Below are 24737 nucleotides of genomic sequence, written 5' to 3' on the forward strand. Positions count from 1 at the left end.
AATAATTTACAATAGAAAACACAAAACAATCACAATTTAATTCTGATTATTATTTCTAAATCCATAAAAAATATAACAATTTACTTTTGTTTTGTTATATCTATATTGTGTAAATTTGTTCTTGAAAAAAAACATAAATTATGAAACCAGACCTATTTCAAGCCCCAGATTATTATAACCTAGATGACCTATTAAGCGACGAACATAAACTTGTAAGAGATTCGGCCCGAGCATGGGTAAAAAGAGAAGTATCTCCTATTATTGAAGAATTTGCACAAAAAGCTGAATTCCCAAAACAAATTATAAAAGGCTTAGGAGAAATAGGTGGTTTTGGTCCTTACATACCTGTCGAATACGGTGGAGCTGGACTAGATCAAATTTCTTACGGCTTAATTATGCAAGAAATCGAACGTGGTGATTCGGGAGTTAGATCCACTTCATCTGTTCAATCTTCATTAGTAATGTATCCTATCTGGAAATACGGAAACGAAGAACAAAGAATGAAATATTTGCCTAAACTTGCCACTGGTGAATTTATAGGCTGTTTTGGATTAACAGAACCTAACCATGGTTCTGACCCCGGAAGCATGATTACCAACTTCAAAGATATGGGAGACCATTATTTATTAAACGGAGCTAAAATGTGGATATCAAATGCTCCTTTTGCAGACATAGCTGTTGTTTGGGCAAAAAATGAAGAAGGAAGAATACATGGTTTAATCGTAGAACGCGGTATGCAGGGTTTTACAACACCAGAAACTCACAATAAATGGTCACTTCGTGCGTCATCTACTGGAGAATTGATCTTTGACAATGTAAAAATCCCTAAAGAAAACTTATTACCAAATAAATCTGGATTAGGAGCCCCATTAGGATGCTTAGATTCGGCTCGTTATGGAATTGCCTGGGGTGCAATTGGAGCTGCAATGGATTGTTATGATACAGCCCTAAGATATGCTAAAGAAAGAATTCAGTTCGATAAACCTATTGCAGGAACTCAGTTACAACAAAAAAAATTAGCCGAAATGATTACTGAAATCACAAAAGCACAATTATTAACTTGGCGTTTAGGAGTTTTAAGAAACGAAGGAAGAGCAACAACCGCTCAAATTTCGATGGCAAAAAGAAACAATGTCGATATGGCTATTAACATTGCTCGTGAAGCCAGACAAATACTAGGAGGAATGGGAATTACTGGCGAATACTCTATCATGCGCCACATGATGAACCTAGAAAGTGTTATCACTTACGAAGGAACTCACGATATTCATTTACTAATTACTGGTATGGATATTACTGGAATTCCAGCTTTTAAATAGAAATCATCTATTAAAAAATACATAAAAACAATTCAAAAGCTTCTTGGTACCAAGAAGCTTTTTTATATTTGTAAAAAAAAATGCCACCATGAATATTGAAACTATAAACAATAGCATTCAACCTCAAAAAGACCTTTTATTACAACATCCTCTATATAAAAAGATTCAAAGCATAGATGATTTACATTGCTTTCTAGAAAGTCATGTATATGCTGTTTGGGACTTTATGTCTTTATTAAAAGCATTACAAGCAAAACTTACATGCACAACAACACCTTGGTTTGCAAGCAAAAATCCAGAAATAAGATATCTAATTAATGAGATTGTACTAGCCGAAGAAACTGACTTAAGTATTGATGGCCGTCGCCAAAGTCACTATGAAATGTACCTTGAAGCAATGGAAGACTGCGGAGCAAGTACAAAGAACATTGAAGGCTTTTTACATGAAATAAACTCTTTACAAAATATTTTTGTTGCCATAAAACAAAGTCAATTACACCCTAATATTAAAGCTTTTTTAGACTTTACTTTCAGAGTAATTGAAGAAGGAAAACCGCATCAAATCGCCTCAGCTTTTACCTTCGGAAGAGAAGACTTGATTCCGAATATGTTTACAGCAATTTTGAAAAATTTCCAAGAAAACTTTCCTGACACAGATTTAAGCAAACTGATATACTACTTTGAAAGACACATTGAACTTGATGCAGATGAACATGGCCCTATGGCAATGAAAATGATTGCTGATTTATGTGAAAATGATCCAAAAAAATGGTCTGAAGTTCAAGAAATAGCTATTCTATCACTAGAAAAAAGAATCGGGTTATGGAATGCTATCGAAGAGGAAATTAGCATAAAAATCGAAATGGTATAAAAAAACCAAAACAATATTCTTAATGTAAGTATTATTAAGGAACGGCAAATGTCTTAATAGATACTATAAGAAGTAGATTCAAAATAATACTTACATTTTCATTCGTAATCTTCACAATGATCATACTCTTATTTTTTGAGTGTATTTTACCAAAAGTAAAACACACAATAAAAGAATAAAAAAAGCGAGAAAAAATTTCCTCGCTTTATACTTTATTTTTAATACTCTGGAGCCAACTCCAGCTCTAATCCTTCTAAACCTTCTGTTATTGGTATTTGACAACCTAAACGACTATTAGACTTAACATAAAAAGCTTCCGAAAGCATTGCCTCTTCTTCATCTCCCATCTCTGGCAATTCAACATCATTTAACACATAACACTGACAAGAAGCACACATCGCCATTCCGCCACAAGTCCCTTCTACAGGAAGCTCATAAGCTTTACACAATTCCATTACATTCATTGCCATATCAGTTGGAGCTTGCAGTTCATGAACAACTCCCTCTCTATCTTTAATCTTTATTAATACATCCATTTTTAAATTATCGGAATTTTGATTATTAACGCATTTTCAATACAACAAAAATACATTATCTTTTACAAAATACTAATTGCTAGGTTTAAAACTAAAGGCATATTCTTTTGATTTATCTTTTAGATGCATTTTAAGCCCCAAAACACTGTTTTTTTGCAATATTGTAACTATAGCTATAACAGAATAATAATCTTTATCGTTTTGAAAGATTAGTGTACCCTCGTAGGTAGAATTTACTATACCTTGCTTATCTTTTGTTGTTTTAATTTTTCGAGGATGAGAAAACTCAGCAACTGTATAACTTTGTTTATTTGAAAATTTAGCTTTTCCATCACAAAAGTCAAACAAGAAATCATAATTAGAAATTCTCAAACCCCCTTCTTCTGTAATTGGAGAAATAACAATTTGGCCTTCATAATTAAAATCCGACCAAACTTCATATTCGTTTACCCATGCCTTATCGACATATAGGTTTTCACTCATTTGTTGAGCATAACTGGTAGAAGTAAAAATCAACAGAACGATTAGCTTATAGTAGGTATTCATAAATGTAAGATTTAGGTTATATCGCAAATTTAAGCTAAATATACACTAAACACCATTACACAACCCTCAATTATTAACACTTTTTCTTAACAAAACTAACTCAATTCTTTACTTCACTAAACATTTCGTAATTTCAACGCTGTTTACGCATTGGTAATTCTAGCATTAAACAAGCATATCTTCTGCTTTGAGACTATATTACTAAGTATCTAAATATTTAAAAAAGTTCCTAAATATTCTCATTAGCACTTACTCATAACTTAGAATAAATCGCGAAAAAAAAAATATATTTATCGTAGCAAATTGCTACAACTACATAATATTTACCACAGTTTCTATCTGTGGAGCAAATTTTTTAATTGTAGTTTCTACTCCTGCTTTAAGTGTCATTTGATTTACACTACAGCTCGTACAGGCTCCTTCAAGACGAACCTTAACATGTTTATCATCTTCTATAGAAACCAATGTTATATCCCCACCATCGGAATTCAGAAACGGTCTGATTTCATCTAGAGCTCTTAAAACATTGTTTGTTAATTCTTCTGTTGTCATAATTTTAATATTCAATCAGAGAATGTGTCAATTAGAAAATGTGTCAATTAGATAATTAGAAATTTTGTGGATAAGAAAGGTTAAACTCTCCATTTTTACAAAAAATGCTAATTATCTAATTTCCTAATTGTCTCATTATCTTAATTATCTAATTTATTTTTTCTTTACTGCAGAACATCCTGCCATTGTTGTGATTTTTATTGCTTCGGTAGCTGGTAAACTTTCATTACGACTTACCACTTCTTGCACTACATTTCTAGTAATCTCCTCAAAAACAGTTTCGATAGCTGATGCAGTTTGTAGAGCCGCAGGACGCCCATAATCTCCAGCCTCACGAATAGACTGTACAATTGGAACTTCTCCTAAAAACGGAACTCCTAAATCTTCTGCTAAATTCTTAGCACCTTCTTTTCCAAAGATATAATATTTATTCTCAGGCAATTCTTCAGGTGTAAAGTACGCCATATTTTCTATAATTCCTAAAACAGGTACATTGATGTTATCTTGCATAAACATCGAAACTCCTTTTTTAGCATCTGCCAAAGCTACAGCTTGCGGAGTACTTACCACAACTGCTCCAGTTATAGGAAGTGATTGCATGATTGAAAGATGAATATCTCCTGTACCTGGAGGTAAATCAATCAACATAAAATCTAACTCTCCCCAATCGGCATCAAAAATCATTTGATTTAAAGCTTTAGAAGCCATTGGCCCTCTCCATATTACCGCCTGACTTGGTGCAGTAAAGAATCCGATAGAAAGTATTTTAACTTCATAGCTTTCAATAGGCTTCATTTTTGATTTACCATCAACCAAAATTGAAACTGGTTTTTCTGATTCTACATCAAACATAATTGGCATAGATGGCCCATAAATATCAGCATCTAATACTCCAACTGCAAAACCCATCTTAGCTAATGTAACGGCTAAATTTGCTGTAACTGTTGATTTACCAACTCCCCCTTTTCCAGAAGCTACAGCAATAATATTTTTAATTCCTGGTATTGCACGACCTTTAATTTCGTTTTTCTCAGGAGTTTCAACTTTAATATTTACTTTAATTTTTGCATCTGCAGAAACTAAATCATGAATTGTTTTTTTAATATCATCCTCAGCACGTTTTTTTATGTGCATAGCTGGTGTGTGTAAAACTAAATCGACTACAACTTCATCACCAAAAGTAATAACATTTGTAACGGCTCCACTTTCAACCATATTCTTGCCTTCTCCAGCTATAGTAATTGTCTCTAAAGCTTTAAGGATTTCTTTTCTGTCTAATTTCATTTTAACTTACTATTTTCTATTGACAATAATCGCTTCAAAAACTATATTAATTTAAACCGATTTCGGATTACAAAGATAACTGATTAAGTTCTTATTCTAACGGTTTTAGATTGGATTTATTGATAGGCTAATCGTTTGAAGTTATTACTAAATCATTTTTCATGGGTAATAAAATATTTCATCAACAATAAATTTATTTTTTTAAATCATAAAATTTGGTATTCAACAATATATAAAAATAATATTATTAAATATAGCATTTAAATTTTCCATACCTTTATTAATACATTGAGTGCCAGATTCTTTTCAAGACTGCACTGCACTAATCAAATAATTATGAGAAAAATTACTTTATTATCCGCAATTCTTCTGTTGACCTTTTCATTAAGTTCATTTTACTCCAACAAAAAAAACATTTCACCTACTGAATCCTCTACTTCTCTTATAATTCATAAGAAAACCGATAACAGCAAAATAATCCTTTCGATCAACAATGCTACAATTACTTCTTTTTTTAAAGATTACCCCAAATTCAACACATATCAATCTGATGTAAATCAGCTTTATAAAAATCGAAATTATAAAATGATATGGTATGACAATAATGAACTTATTGAATTTGCTCATTTATTATATCAAAAAGTAAACATGCTTGAAAAAGAGGGCGTAAAATCTACTGTTCCTTACAGAGATGAAATAGATTTAATATTTAATGAAACCGAAGCTAACAAACCTTCGCAATCTGACACTGAGCTATTATTAACATCTTTATATGTATTCTACACCAACAAAGTTTATGAAGGAATCGATGCAAAAAAGGTTCAGGATTTGGGATGGTTTTTACCAAAGAAAAGCATTTCATATGATAAATTACTGGATTCCTTATTGATTGACCCTAAATTATTAGACAAAGACAAAATAGACCTATTTAGTCAATATTATAAATTGCGTGATGTTTTAGACAAATACCGCCAAATTCAAAAAACCAACGATTGGGATCCAATAACTATGGATCAATCATTCCAAGAATTAAAACCTCTTGATAGTTCAAAAACTATTGGTCAAATTAGACATCGTCTAGTAGTTATTGGAGATTTAAAAGAAGATTCTAAAAGAGATGTGTACGACCAAGAACTGATGGATGCCGTTTTAAATTACAAGAAAAGATATGGTTTAGCATTAAATTACAAAATCACTTCAGAGCATATCAATCAAATGAATGAACCTATCGAGGACCGCATAAGAACTATTATGTTAAATATGGAACGTTGTCGATGGATTCCTGCCGAATTAGAAAAGGGTAAAGAATATGTAATGGTAAACATTCCCTCATACCATTTAGTTTATGTAAAAAATGGAGCTTATGAATTGGTTTCGGACGTTTTTGTTGGTTCCAGATTAAACAAGACAGTAATTTTTAGTAGCAAAATGGACCGAATTGTATTTAGTCCTTATTGGACAGTTCCTCAGAGCATTGTTAAAAATGAGTTGAAATCTGCAATCGCCTCCGATAAAAACTATTTAAAAGATCACAACATGGAATGGTATAACGGAACTATCAGACAAAAGCCTGGACCTAACAATTCGTTGGGTTTAGTGAAATTTCTATTTCCGAACCCTAATGACATCTACATGCACGATACTCCTGCCAAAAGTTTATTTCTCGCTCAAGATAGAGCATTTAGCCATGGCTGTATAAATGTTCAGAAAGCAAAAGATCTTGCAATCGCTATATTGAAAGATTATCCAGACTGGCCTATTGATCGTATTGATAACGCTATGAGCGGTGAAAAAGAAACAGTTTGCATGTTAAAAAACAAAATACCAGTTTACATCGGATACTTTACTGCTTGGGTAAATGATGCTGGTGAAATTAGTTTTTATAAAGATGTATATGACAGAGATAGTCGTTTGTCTTCATTATTATTTCCTGATAAGGTTAATTAAATAAAAGAATTATTCCTAACGAGTTATCTTATAGATATGTGTTCCAAAAAAAAGACCCGACCTGCGATAAAGCTAGTCGGGTCGGGAACCAAAACTCAATTCTAATTAATTGCTCAGATTAATTATTCGTATTTAAGATATTTAAGTATATCTATTTTAGTTATTTGATATGCCTTTGCCAAAACGATTACCAAAGTTAATAAAAGCAACACAACCAATGCAATAAAAAATGGCAAGAATGAAACATCAACCCTAAAAGCAAAATTCTCTAACCATTTATTAAGCAAAAAGTAGGCAGGAAAGATTCCGATTACAAAGCCTATAAGACAAAAAAGCACATATTGTTTTGACAATTCTTTAAGTAAAGCATCTGTTTCTGCGCCAAGTGTTTTTCTGATTGCAATTTCCTTCAACCTTCTTTCCATTGAAAATGATGCTAATGCAAATAAACCGAAAATCGCAATAATAATCACAATAACATTAAGTACAAAAAACAAATTTTTCTGTTTTATCTGCTCATTATATGTTTTTGCAAATGCCTTATCCACAAACTGATAATTAAAAGGATAATCAGGATTGATATTCTTTTGCCAGTAAGTCTCTAATTTAGATAATGTTTCAGTCAAGTTCTCAGGTGAAACTTTTACATATATATTCTCTAAATTATCCCATTTTAAAGTTTTAACATTGACAAAAACCATCGGTGGAACTTTATTTTTAAAACCTAGAATATGAAAATCTTTTACCACACCTACAATTTTAAATTTTAGATTTCCATCTTTATTTCCCCAACCAGAACTAATTACAGTATTTATGGGATTTTTAAGATTAAGCATCTTAGCGCAAGTTTCATTTATCAACCAATTATTTATTGTATCTGATGCATATTGAGGCGATAAATCTCGTCCTTGACTCATCTTAATTTTCATCATTTCAAGAAAACCAAAATCCATTGTCACATTTTGAGGTTGAACAAAAACACCATTGTGTTTAAATCCTGAACTTGAATTCGCTCCTTGACCAAAAGAACCTGCAAAAGTAGAGACATGTTCAACGCCAGTTATTTTCATCAATTCTTCTCTGGTCGTAAAATACTTTTCTAATCTTTTTTCTCGGTCTTTATAATTAAATGAAATACTAATTACTTGATTTCCACTGAAACCTAAATCTTTATTCATCATATAACTTACTTGAGAGTAAACAACTAATGCTCCTATGATAAAAAAGGCTGCAATCGTAAACTGAAAAATCAACATCGAATTCCTAATCCAGATACCACTTTTACTTCTTGAAAAATTCCCTCTTAAAACTTTTAATGTTTCAAAATTGGCTACATAAACTGCCGGAAATATTCCTGCTAGAACAATTACAACAATAAAAACAATGATAATTTGCAGGTAAAATTCAGCCCCTTTGACAACAAGGGTTTTACCCAAAAAGTCATTAAAAAAAGGCAAAGAAAGCTCTACAATTGCTAGCGCCAAAAGAATAGCCAAAACAACAATTATTGCTGTTTCGAATATAAACTGCCAGATAATTTGAGATTTATTTGCTCCAACAATTTTTCGCACACCAACTTCTTTAGCTCGTTTAATTGCTGATGCTGTCGCTAAATTAATATAGTTTACTAGGGATAAAGCCAAAATAAGTCCAGACAAACCTACCATAATATACAATAACTGCAAATCCCCTCTGCCTTCTGGATAACTCCCTCCAACCTTAGAACCTATGCCATAAAGTCGAGCCTCTTTTAGCTGATCCAAAATAACAGTAATAACTCCATTTTCTTTCACATATTGCTCAACAGTCTGCCCATTTTCTTTCGCATCTTTCATTGTTCGGTTAACAAAATCCACATGCTGCATTTTCTTTAAAACATTTGCAGCATCTGTTCCTTTTTTCACCTTTATACAGAGCGAATGATTAAAGTTTCCCCAATTATTCATATCATACTCTTTCAAAAGTCCTCCGAAAACATAATTAGGTTCAACAGAAGATGGTCTCATGATTTTATAAACTGCTTTTACAATAAAAACATTTCCATCATTGACAATAGTTTTCCCTATAGGATCTTCATTTTTAAAAACCACTTTTGCTTCATCTTCCGAAATGGCAACACTATTTTTCTCTTTAAGAATATCTTTTTTAGCACCTTTAACAATTGGAAATGGAAATATTTCAAAAAAATCGTAATCAGCAACTATGATTTTTTTACCCATCCATTTTTGATTGTTATATTTGAGTATATCTTCATAATACCAACTATCAAAAAAAGTAATATTTTCAATTTCAGGAATTGTAGCCTTACATGTTACTCCAAAGGGAACTGGACTTGAATTCCATATATTCTCTGTTGCACCACCTATGCTATTAAGAACCTGATACACGTTCTCCTTCTCAGGATTCCATTGATCATATGAATTCTCATTGTTCCAATATAAAATTGCAAAAATAACTCCTGCAATTCCTATGCTTAATCCTAATACATTTAAAAACGAAAACAGTTTGTTTTGCTTTAAATGATAAACAAATATTTTTATCCAGTTAAATATCATCTTTCTTATTTATGATTTGGTTTGATTGATTGATTGATTGATTTAAAATATTTTATAAAAACAATGTTTTACAAAATTCTATCACTACTATAATTACTATTGTTATCAATTTTATCATAATTTCTATACTTTAAAAACATCTACATTTCTTTGATTTAATTTTTCCGAAAAAATAATCCCATCTTTCATGTGAATTGTTTTTTGAGAAAAAGATGCGTCGTAATCTGAATGCGTTACCATAAGTATTGTTGCTCCTTTGGCATGCAAATCAGTTAAAAGCTCCATAACTTCATTACCATTTTTACTATCTAAGTTTCCTGTTGGCTCATCTGCCAAAATAATCTTAGGATCATTTACTAAAGCTCTTGCAACTGCAACACGTTGTTGCTGTCCTCCTGAAAGCTGTTGCGGAAAATGTTTTAATCGATGAGAAATATTTAACTTCTCTGCAATTGCTTCTACTTTTTGTTTTCTATCAGATACCTTCACATTATTGTAGATTAAAGGCAACTCTATATTATCATAAACTGATAGCTCATCGATAAGATTGAAATTTTGAAAAATAAATCCAATATTTTCTTTACGTACACTAGCTCTTCCTTTTTCTTTAAGGCCAATCATTTCGTTATCCAATAACTTATAACTTCCGCCACTTGCACTATCTAAAAGTCCGATTATATTAAGCAAAGTAGATTTACCACAACCTGAAGGCCCCATTATTGTTAAGAAATCTCCCTTTTTTATTTTCAAATTAATTCCGCTTAATGCTGCTGTTTCTACTTCTTCTGTTCTAAAAACTCTAGTTAAATCTTGTATTGTTATCATATCTTTTAAAATATTTGTTGTTATTGATTGTGTTTTTTTGATTGATGATTGAAACTTTTTTTGTGACTTGTAAGTCGTAAAATGTGATTGATTACTTCGAACTTATTGAAAGCTCTTCCATATCTTTATAATCTAAATAAGAAGACACTATCACTTTTTCGCCTTCTTTTAGTCCACCTAAAACTTCATAATATAAAGGATTTTCTCTACCTAATTTAATTGCTCTTTTTTCGGCTTTATTTCCATTTACAACAAAAATCCATTTTCCTGCTGTTTCCTGATTAAAGCTTCCTTTTGGCAAAACAAGGATTTTATTTCTCTCTGATAAAATTAATTTCACTCCAAAACTCAATCCATCCTGCAAAGCAATTTTTTCTTTGGAAGCAAAATTCAATTCAACAGAAAAACGCCCCCCTTTGACTTCTGGGATTACTTTCGTCACAACTACTTCTAATCTTTTTCCCTGATATTCAACTTGTCCTTTTAATCCTTCACGCATTTTTTCCAAATAAAACTCATCTACTTCTGCCCCCAACTTATAACCTTGTCTAGAATCTATTCTTCCTATACTTTCACCCGCCTGAAATGTCTTTCCTAAAACGGGCTGAAAAGAAGTTAGTCTTCCTGATTCTGGAGCTGTTATCAAAAAGTTTTTTTTATTATTTCTCAAAATATCCAAACTCTTTTCCATAGTTTGAATCGAACGGTTAATTTGTGAAATCTGTAATAGATTCGTTTGCTTCTCTTTTTGGATGCTTTGTTGAATAGTTTTTCTTCGTTCATCCTGAAAACGCAAACTTTCTTTAAATGCATTCCAATCATTTCTAGAAATCACATCTTTCTCATACAATTTCGAATTCATATCGTACAATCGTTTCGCATCATTATAATCATGTTCTATTGCAACTAAATCCTTAGTCAAATTCAACTCTTGATTTCTAATATTCAACTTTCCAGTATTCAGATTATTAATCTGTTCTATAATTGCCGTTTCTTGAGTAAGGTAATTTAGTTCCGTGTTCGGATTATACAATCGAGCCAATGACTGTCCTTTAATAACCGTTGCACCGTTTTCTACAAATATTTCCTTAACCGAACCTCCTTCAGTGACATTCACCAACATAACATTCAAAGGTTCAACTTTTGCCTGAAAAACCATAAAATCTTCAAAGAAATCTGTCTCTACAATTTTCACCGTCAACTCATCTGCCTTAACATTTAGGCTTCTCTTTTTATTAAAAGAAAAAAAGACTACAATAGCCACAGCTAAAAAAGCCACGATTCCTATTGTCAGATACCTAATTTTTTTACTTTTACGAGGAATTACTTTATCCATGTGTTCTAATAATTTACTGATTACCAATAGGTAAATATTGTGCCAAAAGAATTAAAACATATAAAGCATTGATTTATAAAGCAGTTTAAAAACCACCAATAAAAAGTAGTGTTCGATAATGAACAGTTGACCGTTCATAACCGAACAAAAAAACATATCATGCGAAAAAAACAAGCCAATATATTAGTTGTCGATGATCAGGAAGAAATTCTTTTTTCAGTAAAAATGATTCTAAAAAAACAATTTGAATCTATTTTTACTACAAACGACCCAAGAAAAATCATCTCACTATTATCCGAAAACCCAATTGATGTTGTTTTATTAGACATGAATTATCGCATTGGTTTTGAAGATGGTCGCGAAGGAATTCATTGGCTAAAAGAAATCCAGTTATTATCTCCACAAACTGTTGTCATTTTAATGACTGGCTTTGGAAAAATAGAAACTGCTGTAGAAGGCATAAAAATAGGTGCTTTTGATTATGTTTTAAAACCTTGGAATAATGAAAAACTACTCACAACAATTGATAATGCTGTTCATGAAAGCCGAAAGAAATCAAAGAAGTTAATAGTAAAACCCGAAGAAAAGAAATATTTCACCGGAACTTCTGACAAAATAAAGCGAGCTTATACAATTGCCGATAAAGTTGCCAAAACAGATGCTAACGTACTAATTTTAGGAGAAAATGGAACTGGTAAATTTGTTTTCGCACAACATATCCATCAAAATTCTCAACGAAAAGACAACCCTTTTGTACATGTTGATTTAGGCTCTTTAAGTGATAATTTATTCGAAAGCGAACTGTTTGGTTATGCCAAAGGAGCATTTACAGATGCCCAAACAGATACTCCTGGCCGATTTGAAACTGCTGCTAACGGAACTATTTTCCTAGACGAAATAGGAAACATCCCTTTGCATTTACAATCAAAACTATTACATGTTTTACAAACCAAATCGGTTACCCGCTTAGGCGAAAGCAAAGCCAGACCTCTAAACGTACGCATAATTGCAGCTACTAATAGCGATATCAAAGCCGAAGTAATAAACAAAACATTTCGTGAAGATTTATTGTATCGTATTAATACCATGGAAATTACTTTGCCTGCTTTGCGCGAACGAAAAGACGACATTGTACCAATGGCAGAATATCTTCTTAACGAAATTGGAGAAAAATACAATCAACCTGATATAGTCTTTGATGAAAACGTTGCTAAATATTTAGAAAAATATCCTTGGAAAGGAAACGTGCGTGAAATGGAAAATAAGATCGAAAGAGCTCTAATTCTATCCGAAAACAATATAATTACAGTAACTGATTTAGACATTCTTGATTTTGAAGACATCCCGATTGATGACGAAAACCCTTTATCTGAGATGGAGAAAAATGCTATTGAAAAATCCTTACTTAAAAACAACAGAAACATTAGTAAAACTGCCGAAGAACTAGGACTATCCAGAGCTTCTCTATACCGAAGAATTGAAAAATATGGTTTAAAAAATATTGAATAATGAAAAACTGGAAATTTTACAACCTCTTATTTTTACGCGTTTTTATAGTTATAATCATTCTTTTTACTTCATTGTATCTTGCACAAAAGGAGCTGTACCACAATAGTATATTGGCAGGTGTTGCCGTTATTATTGCTCTGATAGAAATGTATTCTTTTATCAAAACAAAAACTAACTTTTACGACAAAACAATTCTCTCAATTCTTCAAAACGACTACTCGTCCAATTTTCCCGAAGAACAAAAAAAAGGCAGTTTCAAGAATCTCGCTCTTTTATATAATACTTTAAAAGAAAAGCAACAGGAACAAACTTCAAAAGAATTAATTTATCGTTCTATTTTAAACAATATAGATACTGCCACTTTAATTCTAGAAAAAGACAATAACAATTGGAATATATTCTTAATGAATGATTATTTCTCCTCTTTATTTAATGTTCCAAAAGTAAGCCATTGGAGTTACCTCAAAAATTATCTTCCATCACTGTGTGAAGAAATTGAAAATACTCATTTTAGCGAATTAAAAACAGCTATTAGTGTCAAGATTGAGCAACAGGATTTACAAACTTTTACGCTCCAAACTTCACTTACAAAATCATTAAACAAAGAATATTTTATTATTTTATTAGATAGCATCCAACGTGTTATTGACAAAAAAGAAAAAGAAGCCTGGATTACTTTAATGAAGGTTATTTCACATGAATTAATGAATTCACTAACACCAATTCGTTCGCTTTCGCAAAATTTACTTCAAATAATTGGTCAGGAAAAACTTGAAGAAGATGATCTTGAAGACATTAAAAATAGCATATCGACTATTATTAACCGCAGCGATCATTTACAAATTTTTGTAGAAAACTACCGAAAATTAACCATGTTGCCTACTCCAAATAAAAACCCAACAGCTATTAATTCTCTTTTTAATGATTGTTTAAAAATCATGTCACCAATTTTAAAAGAACAAGGAATCGAATTGATAAACAACATCAACAGTTCTCGCTCCATTTTAATTGATAAGAATCAAATGGAACAAGTTATTATCAACCTGATTACCAATAGTGTTTTTGCTTTAAAGGAAAGACATGAGAAAAAAATATTCTTATCGGCATTGACCGAAAACAATCGTTTTTTTATTACAATATCCGACACCGGAAAAGGAATTGACCCTGAAATTAGAAACAAAATATTCCTTCCTTTTTTTACAACTCGAAAAGAAGGTGCAGGAATCGGACTTACGCTTTCAAAGAATATTATTGAAGCTCATGGTGGCTATTTAAGCTACCAAGCCGATGAAAACAGAACGAATTTTGTGATTTGCCTGATTACGTCCTAAAACGGTTTACAGTCGCAGTCGACAACTTGAAACTTGAAACAAAAACAAACAGTCACAGTTTACGGTCTCAGTCAAAAACCTGAAACTTAAAATTATTCGCAAAAAAATTTAACTGGAAACTGGAACTGTAAACTGAATTCATCACATTTTAAATAGACTATAACTCTATTGCTGGTTGCCAAAAATGCTTTTCGAAATCTACAATTTGATTGTCTTTAACTTCGATGCCTTCATTTTCGAGTAATTGTTGCATCAGGTTGGTTCCATCAAAATGATGTTTACCACTTAGCAATCCTTTTCTGTTTACCACACGATGCGCAGGTACGTCATCCATATTATGGCAAGCATTCATCGCCCAACCCACCATTCTTGCTGAGCGTGCCGTTCCCAAGGCTTTTGCAATAGCACCGTACGAAGTTACTTTCCCGTACGGAATCTGTCTTGCAATTACATATACCCGTTCGAAAAAATTATCCTCAGCCATGGCTTTATTTTTTAGTAAAAACTAAGCAAAATAATATCGTATGATATTAAAAAGTGTAATTATCGAAATTATTCCTGTAATGCTTCCGATAATGATATTCATGTTCTTCAGTATATAATCCGTTTTCTGCTCTATCTTTTGAAAAAAAGCAATATAGCAGTAAAAAACGGTGAATGAACCTAAAACTGATCCTGTTACAAAGATTGAAATAAAATGATTTTCAAACAAAAACAACTTATAAGAAGCTAGTGTAACACTAACAAAAACATAATATGGGATTGGGAAAAAATTAAGCGCCGAAAGTAACATTCCCAAAAAGAAACGGCTTTTCTTGCTGTTATTTTTTATCTTATTTTTTTTCTTTTTTGGTTCTTTTGCAATCCACAGAAAGTAAACTGTTAGAATAGCAAAAATTCCAAAACCAATTTCTCGTAATAATATTACAACATCTGGTCGCTGGTCAATAATCCTTGCTGATAAAATTGCCAAATATACTTGGCAAAAAATAATAAGCACTGCACCAACAACAAACCACAATGCATTTTTTTTCCCTTCTTTTAAATTCACTTTGGCTGCCGTCATATTTATTAATCCAGGTGGAATAATACCAATAAAAGCCGTAATGAAACCTAAAAGTAAGGGGATAATAAATGTCATGCGCTGCGAATCATGTATTAAAAAATGGGTATTTGAAATTAAAAAACGAACTACGCTTTAATTTTGAAACGAATATACGTAATTGCCTTATTAATTTCTAAATATTGTTTCTCATAAAATGTTTGAAAGGCAGTTACTTCTTCTGGACTTCCTTCGTTTACATACACATTATGGTTAGCATATAAAACCTCATGACCTTCTCCATGCAACAGCCCTAAGGTGTAACCATGCATAAATTCACTATCGGTTTTTAAGTTTACAACACCATCTTTTTTAAGAATCTTTTTATACAACTGCAAAAATTCCGAATTAGTCATTCGGTGCTTAGTACGTTTGTATTTTATTTGAGGATCTGGAAAAGTAATCCAGATTTCATCTACTTCATTTTCGGCAAAAATATGGTTTATCAATTCGATTTGAGTACGAATAAAAGCAACATTATGCAAACCTGTTTCGACAGCAGTTTTAGCACCACGCCAGAAACGAGCTCCTTTTATATCGATTCCAACAAAATTTTTGTTTGGATATCTCTCTGCTAATCCTACAGAATACTCCCCTTTTCCACAACCTAATTCAAGTACCAACGGATTATCATTCTTAAAGAAGTCTGTATTCCATTTCCCCTTTAGCGGAAATAAATCGCCTACAACTTCTTCTCTCGTTGGTTGAAAAACGTTATCAAATGTTTCGTTCTCCTTGAATCTCTTTAGTTTATTTTTACTTCCCACTTTTTTACAAATATTTCGGCAAAATTAAGGAATATATACGAATGAATCGCATCGGATTTCAAAAATGAAAAAAACCACATCGAATGGCTTTTTTCTACAAAAATATTCGATGTGGTTTTCTTTATAAAATCACCTAATTAAATAGCACTTTTTATCTTAGGTTCTAGGGTTTCGTCGTGTTGAGATAAATCCAATCCAATATGCTCTGATTCTTCTGAAACACGCATTGGGATAATTAGATTTGTTAATTTAAATAGAAGATAAGCTCCAAAGAAAGTAAATATCGAAACCAAAACCAATGCCATCATATGGTGTGCAAAAACCATCCATCCACCATGAAGTAAACTTGCTTTTTCGCCATGAGCAAAGATTGCAGTAAGAATCATTCCCATGATTCCTCCCACTCCATGACAAGCAAAAACATCTAGAGTATCATCGATTTTCTTCAAGAAGGTAGCATTTACTACCATATTTGAAACTAGTGCTGCGCTAAATCCAAAAAACATACTTTCTGGCACTGATATAAATCCTGCTGCTGGAGTAATTGAAACCAATCCTACAACTGCACCGATGCAAGCACCTAAAGCGGATACTTTGCGTCCATTGATTCTATCAAAAAACACCCACGTTAACATTGCTGCTGCAGATGCTGTAGTTGTTGTAGCAAAAGCCATTGCTGCAACGCCATTTGCTGCCAAAGCAGAGCCTGCATTAAAACCAAACCAGCCAAACCACAACATTCCTGTTCCTAATAATACAAAAGGAATATTGGTAGGTATATGTCGGCTATTTTTTCTTTTTCCTAATACTAAGACTCCTGCTAATGCTGCAAAACCAGCGCTCATATGAACTACCGTTCCTCCTGCAAAATCCTTAACTCCAAAATAAGTACCTAAAATTCCTGTAGGATACCAAACAGCATGACATAAAGGAGCATAAATAAATATGGTGAACAAACAGATAAAAAGCAGATACGAGATAAACCGAACACGCTCGGCAAATGAACCTGTGATAATTGCTGGTGCTATAACTGCAAATTTCATTTGAAACAAGGCAAACAACATAAACGGAATCGTATTTGCTAATTGTTTATGAGGCAAAACACCCACATAATCCATAAAGGCAAATGTTGTTGGATTTCCTACGAAGCTATAAAAATTTCCTCCAGAATGAATTCCTATTGGCTCCCCAAAAGCAAGACTAAAACCAACTACAACCCACAAAAGTGTTACAACTCCAAGGCAAATAAAACTTTGAAGCATGGTAGATATCACATTCTTTTTCCCAACCATTCCTCCATAAAAAAAGGAAAGTCCTGGGGTCATAATCAAAACCAAGCAACAAGAGGTAAGCATCCAGGCAACATCGGCAGGAACAATGTGATCTGTAGTTCCAAATTCTGAGAGAACATAATCAGTACCACTAACTGTTGGCCAAATTGCCCCCGTTATACATACAATACTTATAATGATAAAGGAGATAATCCACCACTTTTCTATTTTCATTTTTAAAATACCTTACTTTAACCCTGTTTTTACAGGGGTCAAAGTTATAAAAAAATAAGTATTTTACTTTTTAAGGCCTAAAAAATAGCGGCTAGCATTAAATTATAATCAATATTGCAGTTTTAAAAGCTTTTTATTGCCAGTATCCCATTTTGAGGTTCTAATTAATATATCAAATTATCAATACTATTATAACAAAATTAGAACCTCTATTTTTAAAAGACTAAAAACAAAGTCTTTACTTACTTTTTCTTAAGCTTGGCAATTATTCCATCTTCGATTGGTGCTTTTATTTTTACAACCTCATCTACATGGTCGTTTGGAATCGTCATAGACAATACATAATGCTTTACTTTCCATTCTTTTCCCACTTTTACCATAACTCCCGATCCGCGACAAATTTTCATTTGGGTGTCAAGTAATTCATCAAACCAAGCTGTTTTTCCTGTTGCATCAAAAAAGACATGACGTTCTAATGCTGTAAAATTCCACGCTTTTCCTCTATCAAAAAAAGGCTTCGCCCAAACTTTAAAATCGGCTTTATTCCAATTTTCGGTTGCATCTGTTCCGATAAAAATAGCATCATCGGCCATTAAAGCAAAATAAGGTTCAAAACTAGCAGCGGCAGCGGCTTTATGCCAAGCATCAAGAGTTTTATTGATTTTATCAACCTCAACAGTTTGTGCTTGCGCAAATGATGTAATGAATAAAAGAAGTAAAATTGATTTTTTCATAGTATTTGGTTAGTTGTTTTTTTAAAGCTGAAATATAGAGAATTTACCGCAAAGAACGCAATCCCGATGCTTCGCGATAAAATCCTTTTAATCATTTATCCTAATAGGTAACAGGAGCGAAAAACCAAACTGAGATTTACCCAAAACTTTGCGCTCTTTGCGTATCCCGATAGCTATCGGGACTTTGCGACCTTTGCGGTAAAATAGCTAGCGAAAAACCTGTTTTAACATCGAATGATTTATAAAATCAATCAAAAACGAGTATATTTGGGAACTTTAAAATTACTCAACCATGAATTCGAAAATCTTTATAAGCTCGTTAATCATTTCTTCAATCCTTTTTATTTCTTGTAAGAAAGAATTAGAGCCTCAAGAAAGTACTCCTACCTCTGAATTAGTAAAACTAGGATTAGCACAAGACACGACAAAAGCAAATTCGGCAGTTCAAACACCTGCAACAACAACAAACCCAAACACTGTAATGGGTGCTACTGGAGGAATTAATCCTGCCCACGGACAACCCGGTCACCGTTGCGACATTGAAGTTGGAGCTCCTTTAAATTCTGCAGCTCCAGCACAAACAGTACAACAAACCACAACCCAAACTGCTCCTACAACAACTGTAGTAACAAATACAGCAACTGCTCAACCTACAACAACTACCGCCAAAGGAATGAATCCTCCTCACGGACAAAAAGGACACCGTTGTGACATTGCTGTAGGCGCACCATTAAATTCTGCAGCTCCAAAAGCAACTACTCAACAAACACAATCGGAGTCGGGTACCGTTAGCCAACAAATGGCTATTCCGCTTCCTGCTCCAAATACTGATGTTACTGCTCCAGGAATGAATCCTCCACACGGACAAGAAGGTCACCGTTGTGATATTGCTGTAGGCGCCGCATTACCAAAATCATAAAGTAACGATTACAATCGACTTCATATAAAGCAAAAACCCGAATACATATTGTGTATTCGGGTTTTGTATTTTTATTCAAAAAGTTATTCTTATTCGATTTCGAAAATCGCCTGAATTTCAACAGCCGAATTTATCGGTAACGAAACTGCACCAACAGTCGCTCTTGCATGTTTTCCTTTTTCTCCAAAAACCAATGCTGTTAAATTAGAAGCCGAATTCATAAGACCAGCATGTTGTGTATATTCAGGAGTTGTATTAAAATACCCTGTTAACTGAACACATTGTTTCACTTTGTTCAAATCACCTCCACAAGCTACTTTCAATACCGCAATAACATTTAACATTGTTTGATAGGTTGCCTCTTTTGCTTGCTCGTCTGTAACTGTTGCGCCCACTTTACCTGGATTTAATATCTTACCGTCTTTTAATGCAACTTGATTGATATATACTTTATTATTAGAAATTGTATAGGGTACATAATTCCCAACTGGCATAGGAGCTTCAGGAATTACAATATTATTATCTTTTAATACTTTGTTGACATCAAAACCTACTTTTTCGGCTGGGGTAAGTTTTAGCATTTTAGCGCTTTCGGTATTTTTTAACCCCGAAGCTACTCTTGCCAAAGCTTTACCTTGTTCTTTAGCCAAATTCAATTCGCTAGTCGAAGGTCTTGTTCCTGTTGATCCAGCCAATGAAGTTGCGCCAAAAGGAGTATTTCCCTGTGGAACTGTTTTATCCAAAGTAGCTGTTCCCATAATTCCTGTAGGAACAATTACCATTCCGTGTGATGCAAGGATATTCCAAAAAGACAAAATTGCTGCTTCTTTTCCTGCTCCTGATCCAGCCGACATAAAAACAGTTGCTGGTTTTCCTTCTAAAACTCTTGATGTCCAAATCGGAATACTTTTGCTGAAAAAGTAATTCATATCGGCACTAATGTTTGCAAAGTGAACCGGACTTCCAAAAGCGATTCCATCGTAATTAGCCAATTCTTCGATTGTTGCAACTGGCAATTTCTCTACCTCAGCAGTTAATTTTTCTTTTGGATTTATCGAAGCAACTCTTTTTATTGTTGCTTTTGTATTTGGATACTCCTGAATTCCCTCTGCCATAGCTTTAGCCATTTTATATGTTCCTCCACTCTGAGAATGGATAAGAACCAAAACAGTAGTCTCTGGTGTTTTAACTTGCGCATTTGCACCAAAACCTATAAAAATTACAGTTAATAATGCGAGTAATTGCTTTTTCATGAATTTATTTTAAATGATTTAATATTTGATAACCCAAATTAATTTGTTTGTCTTTTCACAAAAAATAAACACCTTTTTTGGGACTACAAAATTACTTCTTACAATAACGAAAAGCGTTATTATTATCTTAATTCATTTATAAAGTTTAAGGTTTTATTTTAGAACATTAAAAAAACAGAATTCAATTTGATAAACATTAATCGATTTTAACACATAGAAACATCGGTTTTTAAACATTCAACAAAGTCGTTACACTCTTGTATTAAAACACAATATAATAACTATGAGAAAAAGCATTGCTTTCTTAGTTTATCTCTTTTTAGAGAATCCATCCTATGTTTCTATGTGTTTAAAAAAAAATGCCCCAATCGAAGCAAACAAAGTAGTTACACTCTTGTATTAAAACACACTAGAATAACTATAAGAAAAAGCATTGCTTTCTTAGTTTATCTCTTTTTAGAAAATCCATTCTATGTTTCTATGTGTTAAATAAAATTTTATGTCCCGAGCGAAGCAAACAAAGTAGTTACACTCTTGTATTAAAACACAATAGAATAACTATGAGAAAAAGCATTGCTTTCTTAGTTTATCTCTTTTTAGAAAATCAATTCTATGTTTCTATGTGTTAAATAAAAATTTATGCCCCGAGCGAAGCAAACAAAGTAGTTACACGCACCGAATTAATCTAATATTTTTTCTAACTTACAGCAAACAAATCACCTTATGAAAAAAGCAATTATTTATGGAGCAAGTGGATTAGTTGGATCTTATATCCTTGAAAACTTATTGAGCAATACTAATTACGAACAAATAATAATCGTTGTTCGAAAAGAATTAAACCTTCAGCATCCGAAACTAAAAACTCTTATTGGTGATTTTCATTCTTTAAACAAGTTAGTAAAAGACATTCAAACAGACGAAATTTATATCGCTCTAGGAACCACACAAAAGAAAACCCCTGATCAAAAAACATATTACCAAATTGATCATGACTATCCCGTATTAGCCGCAAAACTGGCTAAAGAGAATGGAACAAAATCTGTCTTTTTAGTTTCCTCGATTGGAGCAAACCCAAATTCATCGGTTTTTTATACCAAAACAAAAGGAGAAACAGAACAAGATATTATCAACTTAAATTTTGAACATACGTATATCTTTCGCCCTTCGATGATTTTAGGAAATAGAAAAGAAAACCGACCTCTTGAAAAAGTTTTAAAGACAATATTCAGAATCATCAATCCGCTATTTGTAGCTAGTCTAAGCAAGTACAAAGGCATTGAAGCTAGTGATATTGCCAAAGCAATGGTTAATAGTGCTGATCGGGCTAATGAAAGAGTCAAAATATTGCATTGGAAAGAAATGATTGCTGTATTAAAATAAAAAAATGGCATTATCTTAATTTTAGATAATGCCATTTTACAATTATATAGGTATATAAATTAATACTCCTTCATTTTTTCGAAAGTTGTAGTAAGTGATTTTTTGATTTTACCCAAAGCTCCTTGAAAAGCTTTTTCGAGTGTATCGGCGTGATCTGTAACAGTAATAGGCTGTAATTTTACAGGACGAACTTCAATCACACATTTTTTGTCGTTCAGACTAAATTTCTCTCCGTTTTCGTCTCCAAAATGTACTTCGATACGCGTAACCTTATCTTCAAAACGTGCCAACGATTTATTTAATTCGCCAGAGAAATAAGCTTCTAATCTTTCGTGTCCTTCTATGTTTTTGTCGGTGTTGATTTGAATTTTCATCTTACTATATATTTAATGTTTGTTTCTCAAAGCTATCAAATTTTGAATAAAAAAACGAAAGAGTTAATAAAACATTATGAAAATAAGTAGCGATTTTTTCCGCTTCGTTTCCCTTTCCTCCAAAGAGAGAATCACAGTAGAAACTCCACAATAACAGACAAGTTAAATACTAAGGTAATTAGCAAGAATTTTTATATGTTTGCAGTCCTAAAACTTTCAGATTATGAACTTGACAAAACTTTTGCCCGTGTGGTATGCTGGCGGTATTGGAAACAACCGTAACGCTCTGAAAGGCGTAGGACAGCTAACCTATGCGGGTTTTATATTTCCTTAAACTTTCAGATTATGAGTACAAACACCCTTACCAAAGAAACAGAATTGCGATTAGCCGATTTTCTCAACGAATCAATTGATCCGATAAGTATGGCAAAAAGCATTAGGCGAATAAACCACATTCTGGCCTTAACCGTTATTCGCAACGATGATAATCGTAATCCGATTAACAAATATTGGCTAGAAAATGATTTTTATTGGCTTAACGAATTAGCCGAAATCTTAAATCCTCATTTGGAAGTTGAATAAGTAAAAGAAGCCACTGTGAATAGTGGCTTTTTTGTTTACAAGATTATCTGTATAAATACCACTTAACTATAATGTATCTCAAAATATTTTTCTAAAGCTTTAAAAAAAATCATTTTATCAAGTTTTAATAATTCTGATTTAACATCCCAATCTTTAATCATTTCTTCATCTTCTTCACATATTTCTTCATTATGAATCTTTCTATAAAGAATGTCATTCATCAAAATATCATCACAAGAATAATAATTCGGATAGTATTTTTCAATAAACTCCCAATAATCAAACTTGCAATTTTCATTCGCTTCCATAGTGATTTTTTATTTCAAACTTACAAAAAGCAGACTATACTCCATTCTTTCATAAACAACATTTAACAAAATTGGCTTCTAAGAATATTAAGCCAAAAATTGAGCTTAAAAAACTAAAAGGATTGCCTCAAGAAAACATAACTAATTTGGCTGAGATAGATCGAACTTATTTTGCGTGTTTTATCATACTGAGGTAGGAAGATTATGGAATTTCGTATGGAGATTTCTCCTGCGTCGAAAAGACAAGATTGGAGACGTATTTTATGGAGCTACTTGTGTATCCTTTGGCTCCGTCTCAGGATTAGGAAAATGTTTTGTGGAGTTAGTTGACTGAAAATATGCGCAGTATTGTCATTTCGAAGAATGAGAAATCTTCGCGAGTAACTCCATAATAATTATCAAACTAAAGAATTAAAAATTATATCAAGATGATATTCAAGGAATTCTTTTCGTGGTGTAATATGAGCAGAAATTATTTTTTGATTTTCGATTTTACTAAAATATCTATCAAAGAATTCTGTTCCTTTTTTCTTTTTAATTCTATCAGATAATATTATTTCGTGATTTAAATCTATCCCAATTAATCCTTTATCAAAAGCTTTATCATAAAGTGCAGAAAAACAAATTCCGTTTTCAGGATTTAACCGATGCTCTTCATTTTTAGACCAAGGTATTATATGACTAGCTAACAAAAGTTCTGGAACATCAATTCCTGTGATTGCACATTTATTATCATAATTAGATAAAACCATTTGCCTAAAAACAGATTGATTTACTCTCGTCTTTACTACTCTACTAATATCTTCTCCTTTTAAGTCTTTTACATCAAAAAGTATCTCTTCAAATTTCTTTTCGATTGTAACATTCTCTTTTTTGGCAAGAATTTGTTCGCTCAAGAAAACCAATTCCTCTTGATTATTAAAAAATTCATTCCAAATAGGTTGTACTTGATTCATTCCGTTTTTCAAGCCAGTAATCCCTCTGTTAATATGAAAAGGATCAATACTAGCAAAATTACCTAATCTCATTACAATTGAGGCAGGAGTTCTATTAATAAGATTTGCTAATTCAATTATTCGGGGATTACTTGAATGTGTTTTTCCAAAAGCAATTTTCAAGTATAAATTGAAAGCTAATATCAATTCTTCACGTGTCCACAATTTTTTTGGAGCCATTTTTTATTATGATGATTGCATTCAAAT

Annotated in this window: 24 protein-coding genes; 8 read left to right on the forward strand and 16 right to left on the reverse strand. The window is 32.4% G+C overall.

Annotation, left to right across the window (positions count from 1 at the left end; genetic code table 11):
* The first annotated feature begins 140 nt into the window (after positions 1-140).
* Positions 141-1319 (forward strand): acyl-CoA dehydrogenase family protein, encoded by a 1179-nt coding sequence (locus tag OIU80_RS15425; RefSeq protein ID WP_264287882.1) that lies wholly within the window; start codon positions 141-143, stop codon positions 1317-1319.
* A gap of 88 nt (positions 1320-1407) precedes the next feature.
* Complete coding sequence (locus tag OIU80_RS15430; protein ID WP_264287883.1) at positions 1408-2190, forward strand: DUF3050 domain-containing protein; 783 nt, start codon at positions 1408-1410, stop codon at positions 2188-2190.
* A 218-nt stretch (positions 2191-2408) separates the two neighbouring features.
* Here OIU80_RS15430 and OIU80_RS15435 read toward each other — a convergent pair whose 3' ends face one another.
* From OIU80_RS15435 to OIU80_RS15450, 4 genes are all read right to left on the reverse strand, one after another.
* Positions 2409-2726, reverse strand: a complete 318-nt coding sequence (locus tag OIU80_RS15435; protein WP_039116982.1) for a 2Fe-2S iron-sulfur cluster-binding family protein — start codon at positions 2724-2726, stop codon at positions 2409-2411.
* 72 nt (positions 2727-2798) lie between these two features.
* Positions 2799-3272: a hypothetical protein gene (locus OIU80_RS15440; RefSeq protein WP_264287884.1), complete on the reverse strand. Its 474-nt coding sequence runs from the start codon at positions 3270-3272 to the stop codon at positions 2799-2801.
* Positions 3273-3584: 312 nt separating this feature from the next.
* Complete coding sequence (locus OIU80_RS15445) at positions 3585-3824, reverse strand: NifU family protein (protein ID WP_264287885.1); 240 nt, start codon at positions 3822-3824, stop codon at positions 3585-3587.
* A 153-nt stretch (positions 3825-3977) separates the two neighbouring features.
* Complete coding sequence (locus tag OIU80_RS15450; protein WP_264287886.1) at positions 3978-5108, reverse strand: Mrp/NBP35 family ATP-binding protein; 1131 nt, start codon at positions 5106-5108, stop codon at positions 3978-3980.
* Positions 5109-5444: 336 nt separating this feature from the next.
* On the opposite strand from OIU80_RS15450, the gene OIU80_RS15455 reads away from it, so the two are divergent.
* Entirely contained in the window at positions 5445-7055 is a 1611-nt protein-coding gene (locus OIU80_RS15455; RefSeq protein WP_264287887.1) for a L,D-transpeptidase family protein, read from the forward strand.
* A 122-nt stretch (positions 7056-7177) separates the two neighbouring features.
* Here OIU80_RS15455 and OIU80_RS15460 read toward each other — a convergent pair whose 3' ends face one another.
* The 3 genes from OIU80_RS15460 to OIU80_RS15470 form a co-directional block, all read right to left on the reverse strand.
* On the reverse strand, positions 7178-9610 hold the full coding sequence (locus tag OIU80_RS15460; RefSeq protein ID WP_264287888.1) for an ABC transporter permease: 2433 nt from the start codon (positions 9608-9610) through the stop codon (positions 7178-7180).
* Positions 9611-9733: 123 nt separating this feature from the next.
* Positions 9734-10435 (reverse strand): ABC transporter ATP-binding protein, encoded by a 702-nt coding sequence (locus tag OIU80_RS15465; RefSeq protein WP_264287889.1) that lies wholly within the window; start codon positions 10433-10435, stop codon positions 9734-9736.
* A gap of 91 nt (positions 10436-10526) precedes the next feature.
* On the reverse strand, positions 10527-11771 hold the full coding sequence (locus OIU80_RS15470) for an efflux RND transporter periplasmic adaptor subunit (RefSeq protein WP_264287890.1): 1245 nt from the start codon (positions 11769-11771) through the stop codon (positions 10527-10529).
* 159 nt (positions 11772-11930) lie between these two features.
* Here OIU80_RS15470 and OIU80_RS15475 point away from each other — a divergent pair, with 159 nt between their 5' ends.
* Both OIU80_RS15475 and OIU80_RS15480 read left to right on the forward strand, forming a co-directional pair.
* A complete protein-coding gene (locus OIU80_RS15475) occupies positions 11931-13280 on the forward strand; it encodes a sigma-54-dependent transcriptional regulator (RefSeq protein WP_264287891.1) in 1350 nt (449 codons plus the stop codon).
* Positions 13280-14611 carry a sensor histidine kinase gene (locus OIU80_RS15480; protein ID WP_264287892.1) on the forward strand — a complete coding sequence of 444 codons (1332 nt, stop codon included), beginning with the start codon at positions 13280-13282 and terminating at the stop codon, positions 14609-14611. Before OIU80_RS15475 ends, OIU80_RS15480 begins: the two co-directional genes overlap by 1 nt.
* Before the next feature lie 157 nt (positions 14612-14768).
* On the opposite strand, the gene OIU80_RS15485 is transcribed toward OIU80_RS15480, so the two are convergent.
* From OIU80_RS15485 to OIU80_RS15505, 5 genes are all read right to left on the reverse strand, one after another.
* Entirely contained in the window at positions 14769-15095 is a 327-nt protein-coding gene (locus OIU80_RS15485) for an MGMT family protein (protein WP_264287893.1), read from the reverse strand.
* A gap of 21 nt (positions 15096-15116) precedes the next feature.
* Complete coding sequence (locus OIU80_RS15490; RefSeq protein WP_264287894.1) at positions 15117-15752, reverse strand: LysE family transporter; 636 nt, start codon at positions 15750-15752, stop codon at positions 15117-15119.
* A gap of 50 nt (positions 15753-15802) precedes the next feature.
* Positions 15803-16480: a tRNA (guanosine(46)-N7)-methyltransferase TrmB gene (gene trmB / locus OIU80_RS15495; protein WP_195736992.1), complete on the reverse strand. Its 678-nt coding sequence runs from the start codon at positions 16478-16480 to the stop codon at positions 15803-15805.
* 137 nt (positions 16481-16617) lie between these two features.
* A complete protein-coding gene (locus OIU80_RS15500; protein ID WP_264287895.1) occupies positions 16618-17985 on the reverse strand; it encodes an ammonium transporter in 1368 nt (455 codons plus the stop codon).
* A gap of 242 nt (positions 17986-18227) precedes the next feature.
* The gene (locus tag OIU80_RS15505; protein ID WP_264287896.1) at positions 18228-18719 is read right to left on the reverse strand and encodes a nuclear transport factor 2 family protein; all 492 of its coding nucleotides are present in this window, start codon (positions 18717-18719) and stop codon (positions 18228-18230) included.
* 292 nt (positions 18720-19011) lie between these two features.
* Between OIU80_RS15505 and OIU80_RS15510 the strand changes: the two genes are divergently transcribed.
* Positions 19012-19638 carry a hypothetical protein gene (locus OIU80_RS15510; protein ID WP_264287897.1) on the forward strand — a complete coding sequence of 209 codons (627 nt, stop codon included), beginning with the start codon at positions 19012-19014 and terminating at the stop codon, positions 19636-19638.
* An 89-nt stretch (positions 19639-19727) separates the two neighbouring features.
* On the opposite strand, the gene wrbA is transcribed toward OIU80_RS15510, so the two are convergent.
* On the reverse strand, positions 19728-20891 hold the full coding sequence (gene wrbA / locus OIU80_RS15515) for an NAD(P)H:quinone oxidoreductase (RefSeq protein WP_264287898.1): 1164 nt from the start codon (positions 20889-20891) through the stop codon (positions 19728-19730).
* A 723-nt stretch (positions 20892-21614) separates the two neighbouring features.
* On the opposite strand from wrbA, the gene OIU80_RS15520 reads away from it, so the two are divergent.
* Positions 21615-22271: an oxidoreductase gene (locus OIU80_RS15520; protein WP_264287899.1), complete on the forward strand. Its 657-nt coding sequence runs from the start codon at positions 21615-21617 to the stop codon at positions 22269-22271.
* A 59-nt stretch (positions 22272-22330) separates the two neighbouring features.
* Here OIU80_RS15520 and OIU80_RS15525 read toward each other — a convergent pair whose 3' ends face one another.
* Positions 22331-22645 carry an HPF/RaiA family ribosome-associated protein gene (locus OIU80_RS15525; protein ID WP_129540076.1) on the reverse strand — a complete coding sequence of 105 codons (315 nt, stop codon included), beginning with the start codon at positions 22643-22645 and terminating at the stop codon, positions 22331-22333.
* A 345-nt stretch (positions 22646-22990) separates the two neighbouring features.
* On the opposite strand from OIU80_RS15525, the gene OIU80_RS15530 reads away from it, so the two are divergent.
* Complete coding sequence (locus OIU80_RS15530; protein ID WP_264287900.1) at positions 22991-23227, forward strand: hypothetical protein; 237 nt, start codon at positions 22991-22993, stop codon at positions 23225-23227.
* Positions 23228-23289: 62 nt separating this feature from the next.
* Here OIU80_RS15530 and OIU80_RS15535 read toward each other — a convergent pair whose 3' ends face one another.
* Both OIU80_RS15535 and OIU80_RS15540 read right to left on the reverse strand, forming a co-directional pair.
* Positions 23290-23535 (reverse strand): hypothetical protein, encoded by a 246-nt coding sequence (locus OIU80_RS15535; RefSeq protein WP_264287901.1) that lies wholly within the window; start codon positions 23533-23535, stop codon positions 23290-23292.
* Positions 23536-23933: 398 nt separating this feature from the next.
* Positions 23934-24710 carry an HNH endonuclease gene (locus OIU80_RS15540; protein ID WP_264287902.1) on the reverse strand — a complete coding sequence of 259 codons (777 nt, stop codon included), beginning with the start codon at positions 24708-24710 and terminating at the stop codon, positions 23934-23936.
* Positions 24711-24737 lie beyond the last annotated feature (27 nt).

Source organism: Flavobacterium frigoritolerans (assembly GCF_025847275.1).
GTDB lineage: Bacteria > Bacteroidota > Bacteroidia > Flavobacteriales > Flavobacteriaceae > Flavobacterium > Flavobacterium frigoritolerans.